Genomic DNA, 13,474 nt, shown 5'->3' on the forward strand with positions numbered 1-13,474 from the left:
GGCTGGCGCGCCGACGTCAGGTAATGCGGCAAGGGCGAAGGCAGCGTCCGGCCACGCGTCGATCAGTCGTCGAATTGCGTGATGCGGATGATGCCCGCGTCGTTCTCGTCGCCGCAGGGCGCCTCGTCGAACGCGATATCGCCCAGCGGATCGGGCTGGCCCGTCGCGCGCAGGTTCTTGAAATCGTGCAGATTCGTGTCCATCAGATGCGACGGGACCACGTTCGACAGCGCGCTGAAGATCGACTTGATGCGCCCGGGGTGTTGCTTCTCCCACAGACGGATCAGCGCCTTCATTTCGGCGCGCTTCAGATTCGGCTGGCTGCCGCACAGCGTGCACGGAATGATCGGGAACTGTTTGTACTCGGCATAACGCTCGAGATCCGACTCGCGCACATACGCGAGCGGGCGAATCACCACGTTCTTGCCATCGTCCGACTGCAGCTTCGGCGGCATGCCCTTGAGCTTGCCCCCGTAGAACAGGTTCAGGAAGACGGTTTCGATGATGTCGTCGCGGTGATGGCCCAGCGCCACCTTGGTCGCGCCGAGCTCGCCGGCCACGCGGTACAAAATGCCGCGACGCAGACGCGAGCACAGCGAACAGGTCGTCTTGCCCTCGGGTACCACGCGCTTGACGATCGAGTACGTGTCCTGGTTCTCGATGTGGAAATCCACACCGATGGAACGGAAGTAATCGGGCAGCACGTGCTCCGGGAAACCGGGCTGCTTCTGGTCGAGGTTCACGGCAACGATCGAGAAGTCGATCGGCGCGCGCTCGCGCAGCTTGAGCAGGATGTCGAGCATGGCGTAGCTGTCCTTGCCACCGGACATGCACACCATCACGCGATCGCCGTGCTCGATCATGTTGTAGTCGCCGATGGCCTGCCCCGTCAGACGGAACAGACGCTTTTCCAGCTTGTTGTTCTCGAACGCAAGCTTCTGCGCTTTCTTCACGCTATCGGCGGCAATGTTGCCGGCCGCCACCAGTGGCACACCGGTCTCGGGCATGACGGCACTCATGTCAGGCATCCTTCATCTTGAACACTTCGATGCCTACCGAGTGGCAATCGGGATAAACGTCGGGCTTCTCGGTCGACACGCCCACTGCGCGCACACGCGGGTGCGCCAGCAGCGCAGCCGCGACGTCGTCGCAAAGGGTTTCCTGCAAATGGATGTGGCCCTGTCCCACGCGCTTGGCGATGGTCTCGCGCATGAAGTCGTAGTCGACGACTTCGTCGAGCTTGTCCGCCACCGGCGTGCTCTCGGCGAGCGGCACGAACAGTTGCACGTTGATCAGCACGCGCTGCTCGCCACGCTTCTCGTAATCGTGCACGCCGATGTTGATGAACACTTCGTAGTCGCGCAGGAACATGCGACGGCAGTCCATCAGGCGGGGGTGGGAAAGAGCGCTATGCATTTTGAAAACTCATGATGACAATCAACGAGACCGGTCGGCGTCGGCCGGCTCGGTCAGAAATTTCACGTCGCGCGACGAACTCGCGAGATGTTGCCCGCCGTCGACATACAGGACGGTGCCGGTCACGGCGGGCGCCTCGGCCAGATACGCCACCGCTTGCGCGATGTCTTCCGGCGTCGACGACACCCCCAACGGGGTCGATGCGTGTGCCGCCGCGAAGCCTTCCGGCGTCTGGTCGACGGACAGGAGCGTCACCCCCGGTGCCACACCGACCACGCGCAATCGCGGCGCAAAGGCCTGGGCCAGCAAGGTCGTTGCGACATCGAGTGCCGCCTTCGACAACGTATACGACAGGTAATCGGGGTTCGGATTCGCCAATTTCTGGTCGAGCAGATTGACGACAACGCCGCGCCCCGATTCGCCCAGCGCGGCATGCATCTCGCGAGCGAGCACGAGCGGGGCGCCCGCGTTCACGCGCATGTGACGCTCCAGCGCCTGGTAGCCGAAATCGGCCGCGCAATCGTACTCGAAACGCGAGGCGTTATTGACGAGGCAAGCCGGCACACCCAGCGCCTCGACGCATCGTGCGACAAGCCCCACCGTCGCCGCTTCGTCTGCCAGTGAGGCCTGCAATGCGACAGCACGGCGGCCCAACGCCTCGATGGCGGCCACCGTGTCGAGCGCTTCGTCGTGCGAGCGTTCGTAATGTACGGCGACGTCCCAGCCTGCGGCGGCCAGACGCAACGCGATCGCGCGGCCAATCCGGCGCGCGCCGCCCGTGACCAGCGCCACACGCGGCATGTCGCGCGTGCGGGCGAGGTCGCCTGCGGCAGGCGTGGAACGTGGCGTCGATGCAACGGTCATGCGGCGAATTCCTGTCAGAGGGCAGGTGAGCGAGTATGAATCGGACGGCGAACGGTGCTACCGGTGACTGCCCCGCAAGGACGCAAGCGGCGAGCAGCAGTCGCGGAGCGCGTCCGGCGCTCGGGCACGTGCAGAAAAAATTGGCAGAAATCGCGAAAAAACAGAGAAATTCAACGGAAATCCGTCAAAATTCCGGCGTTTTCGCGGCATCGGACATTCCGATCAACCATAACAGCCAGTCTGCACTGTCTCCGTTACAATGCCCGCATGAATCAGGCCGCACCGAAACCCCATAGTTTACCCGTTCCGGAGGCAGACGCGCTCGAACACTCGCGTCGCCTCACGGCATGTCTCGCCGACGCCATCGACGACGCCGGCGGCTGGCTGCCGTTCGACCGCTTCATGGAACTGGCCCTATACGCGCCCGGCCTCGGCTACTACGCCGCCGGCGCCGCGAAATTCGGCCGTCTGGCCGCCGACGGCAGCGACTTCGTCACGGCCCCGGAGCTCACGCCGCTGTTCGCGCGCACGCTCGCGCGTCAGATCGGCGAGATCTTCGAGCAGACGGGCGACGCGCACGTGCTGGAATTCGGTGCAGGCTCCGGACGCCTCGCGGCCGACCTGTTGCTCGCGCTGGAGTCCGAGGGCACGCCCTGCGAGCGCTACTCGATCATGGAACTCTCGGGTGAGTTGCGCGCGCGTCAGCGCGAGACCATCGAGAAAGCCGCCCCGCATCTGCTCGATCGTGTGACGTGGCTCGACCAGTTGCCCGACGCCTTTCACGGCGTGATGCTCGGCAACGAGGTGCTTGATGCCATGCCCGTGCGTCTCTGGGCCCGCCGCCCCGACGAAAACCATCAACCGGTCTGGTTCGAGCGCGGCGTCGTGCGCACGCCCGACGGCTTCAACTGGGAAGAGCGTCTCTACACCGGCCCGTTGCCCGAAGCGCTGGCGTCGCTCGACGACCTGCCGCCGACGCAGGAATACCTGACGGAAACGCACGAAGCCGGTGAGGCCTTCGTTCGCAGCGTGGCGCCGTTGCTCGCGCGTGGCGTACTGCTGCTGGTGGATTATGGCTTCCCCGCCCGCGAGTACTATCACCCGCAGCGCGCACAAGGCACGCTGATGTGTCACTACCGCCATCACGCGCACGATGATCCGTTTTACTACCCGGGCTTGCAGGACATCACCGCGCACGTGGCGTTTTCCGGCATTGCCGACGCGGGCGTGGAGGCCGGGCTCGATTTGCTCGGGTTCACTTCGCAGGCCCGGTTCCTGATGAACGCGGGCATCATCGAGTTGATGGGTGCGCTTGATCCGACCGATCCGAAGACGTTCCTGCCTGCGGCTGCGGCCGTACAGAAGCTGCTCTCCGAAGCCGAGATGGGCGAACTGTTCAAGGTCATCGCCTTCGGTCGCGCCATGGACGAGTGGGCCGGTCTGCGCGGCTTCGCCACCGGCGACCGCAGCCACGCCCTCTGACCTTTTTTCCGGATCCCGAGGCCCCATGCCGATGTTTCGCTGGATGTTCACGATCTTCATCGCGATCTGCATCCTCTCGGCGGCCTCGCCGTGGCTCAGCAAGCTCGGCATCGGTCGCCTGCCCGGTGATCTGCGCATTCGCTGGCGCGGTCGCGAGATGGTGTTCCCGTTCGCGTCCACCGTCGTGCTCTCGCTGGTCTTCAACCTGCTGATCCGCTTGCTGTAACACCGAGCCGGGCGCCGCAACACCTGTTGCAACGCGTCTCGACACCCCCATCGCTGCCTGCCGCGATCTCCCTCATCCGCTGCTGCCGCCCGACCGGCGGCCTTTGCACGTCCGTTCGATGCCGAACACCGAGAAGCCCTTGTCATCGCTAGGGTTAACAACCATTTGATCGTTTGTTGCAAAAAAATTATTATGAAACAAATGATTCAGTCGTGAATCAGGGTGAGACCATTTCAGGAGCAGGACATGATGAAGATGCGATTGACCGGGGTAATGCTGGGCGTAGCGATGTGTGTCGCGGCAGGAGCGGCGCAGGCCCAGCCCGCATCGGAGACTTTGCAGAAGATCGACAGCAGCGGCGTGATCTCGATCGGGCATCGTGAATCGTCGATCCCGTTCTCGTACTACGACAACAATCACAACGTCATCGGCTACTCGCAGGACCTGTGCAACAAGGTCGTCGACGCGGTGAAGACCCGTCTGAAGAAGCCCAATCTCGAAGTGCGCTTCATTCCGGTGACCTCGCAGAACCGCATCGCCCTCGTGCAGAACGGCACGGTCGACATCGAGTGCGGCGTGACGACGAACCTCAAGGCACGTCAGGCGCAGGTGAACTTCTCGAACACGTTCTTCGTGGCCGGTACGCGTCTGCTCGTGAACAAGAACTCGGGCATCAAGGACTTCCCGGACCTCGCGGGCAAGCCGGTCGTGACCAACGCGGGCACGACGTCGGAGCGCATCCTCAACAAGATGAACAACGACAAGAAGATGAACATGAGCGTCATCTCGGGCAAGGACTACGGCGAGTCGTTCACCATGCTCCAGGGCGGTCGTGTGCAGGCGTTCATGATGGATGACGTGTTGCTCGCCGGTGCGCGCACGATGGGCCGCAATCCCGACGATTGGGTCGTGACGGGCACGCCGCAATCGTTCGAAGCCTACGGTTTCATGATGAAGCACGGCGACACGGAGTTCAAAAAGCTCGTCGACGACACGCTCGCCGGCGTGATGAAGAGCGGCGAGATCAACACGATGTACAAGAAGTGGTTCGAATCGCCGGTGCCGCCGAAGAACCTCAGCTTCAACTTCCCGATGAGCGAACAGCTCAAGCAGCTTTACGCGAATCCGAACGACAAGGCATTCGAATAAGCGCACTGCCGAACGTCGCATGAAAAAAGGCCGCCATCGCTGGCGGCCTTTTCATTTTCCGTCGCTGCGCGTCATGACGAATCGCGCGTTCGGCACCGGATCAAAGCGCCCCCGGCGCTCACCCCTCGGTGCCGTGGTACCCCGCCGCCTCGACGGCTTCGATGCGCGCCGACTGCACGGCCTCGCGAATCTTCTCGGGGCGCTCGGCATACTGACGCGCCACTGCACCCGCATCGACGCCGCGCGCGACCGCCAGCGCACCCATCAGGCGATCCCGTTGCGGATAAGGCGCCGTCGCAAAGTCGCCGCCGCGCCCCCGCGCATCGGCTTCGCAAGCCTGCAACACTTCCACGAAGCGCTCGGGTTTGCGCAGCGCGTCACAGCGCTCCAGCAACCGCACCAGCGCCGCCGCGCCGAATTTCTGACTCATGTGAATGTTGCCGTGCTCACGCGCGACTACCTGCGCAAGCTCCCTGCACTCCACCGGCACGCGCAAGCGCGCGCACAGCGGGCCGAGCAGGCCGACGCTTCGCCCTTCGTGACCGATGTGCCGCGGCAGGACGTCGTCGGGCGTGGTGCCCTTGCCGAGATCATGTGTGAGCGCCGCGAAGCGCACCGGCAGCGAATAGCCCTTCGCCGCGGCATAGTCGAGCACCATCATGACGTGCACACCCGTGTCGACCTCGGGATGATAGTCGGCGCGCTGCGGCACACCCCAGAGCTGATCGACCTCCGGCAGAATGCGCGCCAGTGCCCCCGCGTCGCGCAATACATCGAACATGCGTGACGGGCGGTGCTCCATCAATCCACGCGAAATCTCCTGCCAGACGCGCTCGGCCACCAGCGCGTCGACTTCGCCGTTTGCGGTCATCTCGCGCATCAGCGTGCGCGTCTCGTCCGCCACGCTGAAGTCGGTGAAGCGCGCGGCGAATCGTGCGCATCGAAGAATGCGCACCGGGTCTTCGGCAAAGGCCTCGCCGACATGGCGGAACAAACGGGCCTCGAGATCGCGCTTGCCGCCGTAGGGATCGACGAGTTCGTCCGAGAGGCGGTTGTCGGGCAGGACTTCGCGCGCCATCGCGTTGATGGTGAAGTCGCGCCGTACGAGATCTTCCTCGAGCGTGACTTCCGGGGCGAAGTAGAACGCGAAGCCGTGGTAACCACGTGCCGTCTTGCGCTCGGTGCGCGCGAGCGCGTACTCGGCATGGGTTTCGGGATGCAGAAACACGGGGAAATCGCGTCCGACGGGCTTGAAGCCCTGCCGCACCATTTCCTCCGGCGTTGCGCCGACCACCACGTAGTCGCGGTCCTTGACGGGCAACCCCAGCATGGCGTCGCGAATCGCGCCGCCGACAGCATAGATCTTCATGGACGCACTTCGTAATAGGCCACGGTCTGCGTTTCGCCGCGCCCGGCCGCCACCCACGCCTGGACGGCGGGGACTTCACGGACCCGGTCGGCGTAAGCCTGTGCATGCGACGAGAGCTTCGGCTCGAACGTGGCAAAACGCATCACGACCGGCGCGTAGAAGGCATCGGCAATGGAAAAATCGCCGAACAGGAATGGTCCGCCGAAGCGCGCGAGGCAGTCTTCCCAGATGGCTTCGACACGACGAATATCGGCGAGCGCCTCGGGTGTCGCCGCCGCGCCCGGCCAATGCGCCGCCACGTTCATCCACATGGAAGTGCGCAACGCGGTGAACCCGCTGTGCATCTCGGCGCAGACGCTGCGCGCGTGCGCACGCGCCTCGCGCGACTTCGGCCACAGCGGCAGGTGCGGATAGCTCTCGGCGAGGTATTCGCAGATGGCGAGCGAGTCCCACACGGTGATGCCGTTATCGATCAGACACGGCACCTTGCCCGTGGGCGAATAGCGCAGGATCTGCTCGCGCGAGTCGGGTTGCGCGAGCCAGACGTTCTTCTCTTCGAAGGCGATGCCGAAATGCTTGAGCAGCACCCACGGGCGCATCGACCACGATGAATATCTCTTGTTGGCGACGATCAGTTGCATGAGGACTTTCCTTGCCTGCGCGCCCCGGGAGCCGCGGGCTTCGATGGAAACGGGAAAACAGCAGGAAAACAGTGGAAATAGCGGAAACCGTCAGCGCCCTGCGGCGCGCCGATAGCCGGACAGACGCCGCTCCCAGTTGTCGCCATCGAGATAGTCGACGGCGATCTCGAGACCGTTCGGCGTCAGTCCCAGTTCCGGGGCCAGCGGTCCGGTCATGACATTGTCGACGCGCATCGAATCGAGATTGTCGCGCGTGATGATCGGCTCGCCCGGCAGCTTCTCGAAGACGACGGCCTCCAGACGCGCCGTGCTGTCGGGCAACGGCAGAATCGGCCGCTCACACCCGCACACTGCCCCCGCGAATCGCACGAGCTGTTCCAACGTGTAGACGTCAGGGCCGCCCAGCTCGTAGGTTTTGCCAACCGTGGCGTCGTTGTCGATGGCGCCGGCGAAGACTTGCGCCACGTCCATGACGAAGATCGGCTGGAACCGCGCTTTGGCACTGGCGAGCGGCACGAACGGCACGCGCCGTTGCAGCTTCGCAAACGTATTGAGGAAGTGGTCGCCCGGGCCGAAGACGACCGACGGGCGAAAGATCGTGACGGGAATGCCCGTTTCGCGAATCGCCGCCTCACCGTCGCCCTTCGAGCGCTGGTACATGCTCGGCCCCGCCGGGTTGGCGCCCAGTGCGCTCATGTGGATCAGCCGGTCGATGCCCCGATCGCTGCACGCCTGTGCAATCTTGCGCGGCAGCTCCACGTGCGCGCGCGCAAAGGCGCGACCGTAGGGCGCGCCCCGGTCGCTGTGCAGAACGCCTACGAGATTGATGACAACGTCGCTGCCCGCGATCACGCGCTCCAGCGCGCGGGGGTCGTGAACGTCGCATTCGACGAGCTCGACGCCCGGCAGCACGCCGAGCGCCTTGGCCGCCTCGACACGCCGCGTCGGCAGACGCACCGCGTGTCCCGTCGTCACCAGCCGGGCCACCAGGTGGCTGCCGATGAACCCGGTGCCACCGACGACACAAACGTTATAGCGCATGCGTCACCTCCGCTTCATGACGATGGGTTTGCGGCCGCGGCCGCTGCCCCGCGTGTCACTGGGGCAGGATTACGCCGAGCCGCTCCTTGAGCGATTGCGGACGGCCCGAGATCAGGGCCGAGTAGTACGTGGTATTCGACAACACATTCTCGACATACGTACGCGTCTCGTTGAACGGAATGGTTTCCGCGAAGATCGCGCCCTCGACCGGACGATCGAGCGTGGAGCGCCATGTGCGGGGGCGTCCCGGTCCGGCGTTGTAGCCGGCGGATGCCAGCACTGCCGAGCCGTCGAACTTATTGTAGATGTCCGACAAATAGCTCGTGCCCAGACGGATATTGGTGTCGATGTCGTGCATCATGCCCGGCGTGTAGTCCATGCCGATCTGCTTGGCGACCATCTTGGCGGTCGCGGGCATGACCTGCATCAGGCCGCCGGCACCTGCCGACGAACGGGCGTTGATGATGAAGCGCGACTCCTGACGAATCAGGCCGTAGGCCCAGGCCTCGTCGAGGCTGACGGCGGCGGCCAGCGGCTCGACCTTGCTGCGGAACGGCATCAGATAGCGCAACGAGAAATCGTGTTCGACCTTCGTGCGATCGGCCGTATTCACCGCACGGTCGAACAACTCGATGTTGTTGGCGTACTGCGCGGCGGCGAGCAACTGGCGATCCGTCATGTTGCGCAATTCCCAGTTCCACTCGCGATTGCCTTCGAAGCGCAGGCCGAGGTCATAGAACTTCGCGGCGCGCAGGAAGCCGGGATTCGAGCGGTTGGCGTCGACTTCGGCCTTGGTCACGACCGTGCGCGGCGGCAACGCGGTCTTGTTGCCCAGCTCTTCATTGGCCAATTGACCGTAGAAGTTCGGCTGCATGGCGATCTTCTGGAATTGCGCGCGGGCGGCGTCGCCCTGTCCGGCTTCACGCAGTGCCCGGCCGTACCAGTAGGTCCACACACCATCGTCGCGCAATGCCGCAGGCATGGCTTCGATGCCCGTGCGCACGAGATTCCAGTCACCCGCGCGCAATGCGGCACGGATCTTCCATTCCTGCGCCGTATTCGAGAGCTTGGCCGAGCCGGCCTGACGGTACCAGGTGATGGCCATCGGATTCTGCGACAACGCGCCGCGCATGCCGATCACGCCCCAGCCGATGGCGCGCTCGTCTGCCGACAGGTTGCCTGCGATGCCGGAGAAGCTGCTGGCGGCAAGCATGGGATCGGTGCGGGCCATGCGGACGGTCGCGAGCAACGCCAGTTGGCGCGAGCCTTCCGTGCCGTCCACACCGCGCGCGAGAATCTGTGCCGGGCGCGTGGCGGCCATGTCGAGCAGGCTGTCGTCCGGACGCACGGCGCCGAGCGCATCGGCGATCTGCTTGCCGAGCGAGGTGTAGTTTTCCTCATAGGCCAGACGGATCTGATGCCAGACTTCCTTGCGCGGCAACTGGCCGTTCGCCGCCAGCGTGTTGATCATGTCGACGCAAGCCTCGCCGTAATACTTCGGCGTGGTCAGCAGATCGATGGCCGCCTGCGTGACGTTCTCGCCCCGCGCGGCCCGCGACATGAGCGCGTAGCACTTGACCTGGGTGTCGTCGTCGAGCACGAACTTCGGATACTCGGCGTCGAACGTCTGCCAGTCGTGCCGCTTGCCGAGCACCAGCAGCCAGTCGTTGCGCATGCGATCGGCAATGGCCTGACCGTCATACGTGCGCAGGAAAGCACGGATATCGTCGTCCGGGGCGTCGATGAGCGCCTTGCCCGAGCGGTCGAACATGCGCGGCTTGATCTGGAAGTACTGGACGTACGACGGCACGTCGTAGTCGCTGAGCATGGCCGCGAGCGCGGTGGCGCGCGGCGCATCGTTGCTGCGGGCCGCTTCGCGCAGTTGCACGAAGATGTCGTCGGGCGAACGCTGGGAAAGCGCGTCGGCGGACGGAGCCGAGCGGCTTGCCGCCGATTGCGCCTTCGGGCGGCCGGTCGCCTGGGTGGTACTGCAGGCGACGAGCGCGGCTGCGGTCAGGGCGAGCGCGGCGGCGCGATATACTCGGGTCAAACGTTCGGACATCTTCGTGGAGCGTCGGGTAAAAATTGGATTCAAGCATAGCACGGGACCCCGCCAGGACGGCGTCCCAAACGTCCGAAAACCAGGCACGGACTGGCACCGAAAAAGCCCGTCTGCGCAAGGCGCTGCTCACCGCCCGCAGCACACTCGCGGATCGTGGCGCCCGCGACGCCGCCCTCGCCGCCCGGCTTGCCGCAGAACTCGCGCGCCGGGCGCCTCGTTGTGTCGGCTTCTACTGGCCGATCCAGAATGAGTTCGATGCACGCGAGGTCGTCGCGGCCTGGCTCGCACAGGCGCTCGCCGGCCATGCGCGCCTGGCCGCCCTGCCGGTCGTCACCGCCCCGGCCGCGCCGCTCGTCTTCCATCGTTGGACCCCCGACACCCCCATGACCGAAGGCCACTACCGGATTCCGGTCCCGCACGGCACCGACGCCGTCGTGCCCGACCTGCTGCTGATCCCCTGCGTGGGCTTCACGCGCGACGGCCTGCGGCTCGGCTACGGCGGCGGCTTCTACGACCGCACCCTGCATTCGATGGCCCCCGCGCCGCAAACGCTCGGCATCGCCTACGATGCCCTCGAAGTCGAGCACCTCAGCGCCGAAGCCCATGACCTGGCGCTCGACGCCATCGTGACGGAATCGGCCACCCATACCCGCCCTGGCGGCACCCATCGCTAACTCATGACAACACTCAAGATCCTGCCGCTCGGCGAGAGTGCCCTCGTGTGCGAAGCGGGCGCTACCCCCACGCTCGCCACACAACGCCGGGTCTGGCACGTGGCGGCCCTCGCGCGCGACTGGCCGGACGTGCGCGACATCGTGCCCGGCATGAACAACCTGACGTTGCTGTTCGACCCGCTCGCCACCGACATCGAAGGACTCGGCGAGCGCCTGCGCGACGCCTGGCAGACGCCCCCGGCGGCTGGCGAAGTCGGACGCGACATCGAAATCCCGGTGCATTACGGCGGCGACCACGGCCCCGATCTGGCCGACGTTGCCAAACATGCGCGCCTGCAACCGAAAACCGTGGTGCAGCGCCATACCGCGCCGGAATACGTCGTCTACTTCCTGGGCTTTCAGCCTGGCTTCGCGTACATGGGCGGGCTCGACGATTCGATTGCCACGCCGCGCCGTGACGAGCCGCGGCTGTCCGTCCCGGCGGGGTCTGTCGGTATCGGCGGCAACCAGACCGGCGTCTATCCGCTGACGTCTCCGGGCGGGTGGCAGATCATCGGCCATACCGACAGCGCCCTGTTCGACCCGGCCGCGTCGCCGCCCGCGCTGCTGGCCCCGGGCGACCGAGTGCGTTTCACCATCGCGAGTCTCGACCTGTGATCGATATCCATCGTGCCGGACTGCTCACCACAGTCCAGGATCTGGGCCGTACCGGATTGCGCGCGTTCGGCGTCGCCAGCGGCGGCGCCGTTGACCCGCTCGCGTGTGCCGTGGCCAACCGCCTTGTCGGCAATGACCTGAACACCGCCACCCTCGAAATCACGATGGGCGCGTGCGTGCTGCGCTTCACGTCGGCGACACTCGTCTCGCTGACCGGCGCGGACTGTCACGCCGATCTCGACGGCACGCCGGTCTGGTCGTGGTGGCGCTTCCCGGTCGCGAGAGGACAAACGCTGACGCTGCGCCCGTCGCGCTTCGGCATGCGCACCTATCTGGCTGTGGCGGGCGGCATCGATGTGCCGGAGACGCTCGGTTCGCGCAGCACGGATCTGACGGCCGGTTTCGGCGGCTTCGAAGGCCGCGCCCTGCGAGACGGCGACCGCATCGCCATTGGCCACGCCAGCACGGCGGTTCGCAAGGTCGAACCGTTGGGCGTGCGTCCGCCGTTGTGGCTGTCCGATCCGCTCGCCCAACGCGTGCGTGTGCTGCCCGGCCCGGAGTACGACGACTTCACGGCCGCCACGCACAAGAGCTTCTGGGAGAACCCGTGGCGGGTCACGCCGAACAGCAACCGCATGGGCTACCGCCTCGCCGGGCCGGAACCGCTCGCTCGCAAGAAAAACCGCGCTCAGGACCTGCTTTCGCACGGCGTGCTGCCGGGCGTGATTCAGGTGCCGCCCTCCGGGCAGCCGATCATTCTGCTGGCCGACGCCCAGACGACCGGCGGCTACCCCAAGATCGGCTCCGTCATCAGTGCCGACTTGTGGCGTCTCGGTCAGGCACGGCTCGGGAGCACCCTTTACTTTTCGGAATGCAGCGCGGCCGAGGCCCGCGAAGCGTGGCGCGAGCAATTGCGCTATCTCGCCCAGATCGAACGCGCACTCGCCTGGCATGATCGCGGCATTCTGACGACACCGCGCGTGCCGGCCATCACGCGCAAACGCTGACGCCGGCTTCGCGCGCCCGGCACGCAGGAGAATTCCCCCATGAAAATCGATCTCAATGTCGACCTCGGAGAAGGTTGCGATTACGACGAAGCGCTGCTTGCGCTCGTGAGTTCCGCCAATGTCGCCTGCGGCTGGCACGCCGGCGACGCGGGCACCATGCAACAGGTGGTGCGCTGGGCGCTCGAGAACGGTGTCGCCATCGGCGCGCATCCGAGCTTCCCCGATCGCGACAATTTCGGACGCACGGAAATGCAGCTGCCGCTCGACGAAATCCGCGCGGGCATGCTGTATCAGATCGGCGCACTCGCCGCGATGGTTCGCGCACAGGGCGGGTGGCTCTCGCACGTCAAGCCGCATGGCGCGCTATACAACCAGGCGGCGCGCGACCCGGCACTGGCCGAAACGCTCGTCGAAGCCATTCGTGCATTCGACACCGACCTCGCGATCTTCGGGCTGGCGGGCGGCGAGATGGTGAAGGCGGCGCGCGCAGCCGGCATGCACGCCGTGGAGGAAGTGTTCGCCGACCGGGGCTACAACCCCGACGGCTCGCTCGTCAAACGCGGCACGCCCGGCGCCCTGATCGAGCGCGAGGAAGACGCGCTGGCGCAAACGCTCATGATGGTGCGCGAGCAACGGGTGCGCGCCATCGACGGCACGCTCGTGCCGATTCAGGCGCAGACCGTCTGCCTGCATGGCGACGGCGAGCACGCGCTCGAGTTTGCCCGTCGCATCCGCAGCTTCCTGCTCGACGAAGGTATCGAGATCGCGCCGGTGCGATAGTGCATCGCACCGGCGATGCACAGCAACGAAAACGCCGTCCAGGGGGTCCCGGGACGGCGTTTTTGTTTTGCTGCACGACGCGGGCGCCGGCCGTAACCGGCGCGGT

14 protein-coding genes are annotated in these 13,474 nt (G+C 65.5%); 7 read left to right on the forward strand and 7 right to left on the reverse strand.

Annotated features, from left to right (window positions below; genetic code table 11):
• Positions 1–62: 62 nt before the first annotated feature.
• From ttcA to ABWO90_RS17365, 3 genes are read right to left on the reverse strand one after another with little or no spacing between them, the layout of a single operon-like run.
• On the reverse strand, positions 63–1,007 hold the full coding sequence (gene ttcA, locus ABWO90_RS17355; protein WP_353192511.1) for a tRNA 2-thiocytidine(32) synthetase TtcA: 945 nt from the start codon (positions 1,005–1,007) through the stop codon (positions 63–65).
• Positions 1,008–1,020: 13 nt separating this feature from the next.
• Entirely contained in the window at positions 1,021–1,416 is a 396-nt protein-coding gene (locus tag ABWO90_RS17360; protein WP_353192472.1) for a dihydroneopterin aldolase, read from the reverse strand.
• A gap of 21 nt (positions 1,417–1,437) precedes the next feature.
• Positions 1,438–2,280, reverse strand: a complete 843-nt coding sequence (locus tag ABWO90_RS17365) for an SDR family oxidoreductase (protein WP_502922643.1) — start codon at positions 2,278–2,280, stop codon at positions 1,438–1,440.
• A gap of 267 nt (positions 2,281–2,547) precedes the next feature.
• On the opposite strand from ABWO90_RS17365, the gene ABWO90_RS17370 reads away from it, so the two are divergent.
• The 3 genes from ABWO90_RS17370 to ABWO90_RS17380 all read left to right on the forward strand — a co-directional run bounded on the left by ABWO90_RS17370 (position 2,548) and on the right by ABWO90_RS17380 (position 5,137).
• Positions 2,548–3,762, forward strand: coding sequence for a class I SAM-dependent methyltransferase (locus ABWO90_RS17370; RefSeq protein WP_353192473.1), 1,215 nt, complete (start codon positions 2,548–2,550; stop codon positions 3,760–3,762).
• A gap of 25 nt (positions 3,763–3,787) precedes the next feature.
• On the forward strand, positions 3,788–3,988 hold the full coding sequence (locus ABWO90_RS17375) for a DUF2905 domain-containing protein (RefSeq protein ID WP_502922644.1): 201 nt from the start codon (positions 3,788–3,790) through the stop codon (positions 3,986–3,988).
• Between the two features lie 255 nt (positions 3,989–4,243).
• Positions 4,244–5,137 carry a glutamate/aspartate ABC transporter substrate-binding protein gene (locus ABWO90_RS17380; protein ID WP_502922650.1) on the forward strand — a complete coding sequence of 298 codons (894 nt, stop codon included), beginning with the start codon at positions 4,244–4,246 and terminating at the stop codon, positions 5,135–5,137.
• Between the two features lie 118 nt (positions 5,138–5,255).
• Here ABWO90_RS17380 and ABWO90_RS17385 read toward each other — a convergent pair whose 3' ends face one another.
• From ABWO90_RS17385 to ABWO90_RS17400, 4 genes are all read right to left on the reverse strand, one after another.
• A complete protein-coding gene (locus ABWO90_RS17385; protein ID WP_353192475.1) occupies positions 5,256–6,506 on the reverse strand; it encodes a multifunctional CCA addition/repair protein in 1,251 nt (416 codons plus the stop codon).
• On the reverse strand, positions 6,503–7,147 hold the full coding sequence (locus tag ABWO90_RS17390; protein ID WP_353192476.1) for a glutathione S-transferase family protein: 645 nt from the start codon (positions 7,145–7,147) through the stop codon (positions 6,503–6,505). The genes ABWO90_RS17385 and ABWO90_RS17390 overlap by 4 nt, the downstream gene beginning before the upstream one ends.
• A 90-nt stretch (positions 7,148–7,237) precedes the next feature.
• Positions 7,238–8,188, reverse strand: coding sequence for a complex I NDUFA9 subunit family protein (locus ABWO90_RS17395; protein WP_353192477.1), 951 nt, complete (start codon positions 8,186–8,188; stop codon positions 7,238–7,240).
• Between the two features lie 55 nt (positions 8,189–8,243).
• Complete coding sequence (locus ABWO90_RS17400; protein WP_353192478.1) at positions 8,244–10,250, reverse strand: lytic transglycosylase domain-containing protein; 2,007 nt, start codon at positions 10,248–10,250, stop codon at positions 8,244–8,246.
• 23 nt (positions 10,251–10,273) lie between these two features.
• Here ABWO90_RS17400 and ABWO90_RS17405 point away from each other — a divergent pair, with 23 nt between their 5' ends.
• From ABWO90_RS17405 to pxpA, 4 genes are read left to right on the forward strand one after another with little or no spacing between them, the layout of a single operon-like run.
• On the forward strand, positions 10,274–10,924 hold the full coding sequence (locus ABWO90_RS17405; protein WP_502922645.1) for a 5-formyltetrahydrofolate cyclo-ligase: 651 nt from the start codon (positions 10,274–10,276) through the stop codon (positions 10,922–10,924).
• Between the two features lie 3 nt (positions 10,925–10,927).
• Positions 10,928–11,581: a 5-oxoprolinase subunit PxpB gene (gene pxpB / locus ABWO90_RS17410; protein WP_353192479.1), complete on the forward strand. Its 654-nt coding sequence runs from the start codon at positions 10,928–10,930 to the stop codon at positions 11,579–11,581.
• Positions 11,578–12,588, forward strand: coding sequence for a 5-oxoprolinase subunit C family protein (locus ABWO90_RS17415; protein ID WP_353192480.1), 1,011 nt, complete (start codon positions 11,578–11,580; stop codon positions 12,586–12,588). Before pxpB ends, ABWO90_RS17415 begins: the two co-directional genes overlap by 4 nt.
• A gap of 39 nt (positions 12,589–12,627) precedes the next feature.
• A complete protein-coding gene (gene pxpA / locus ABWO90_RS17420) occupies positions 12,628–13,368 on the forward strand; it encodes a 5-oxoprolinase subunit PxpA (RefSeq protein WP_353192481.1) in 741 nt (246 codons plus the stop codon).
• The last annotated feature ends 106 nt before the right edge of the window (positions 13,369–13,474 follow it).

It is taken from the genome of Pandoraea pnomenusa (assembly GCF_040391475.1).
GTDB classification, from domain to species: Bacteria; Pseudomonadota; Gammaproteobacteria; order Burkholderiales; family Burkholderiaceae; genus Pandoraea; species Pandoraea pnomenusa_C.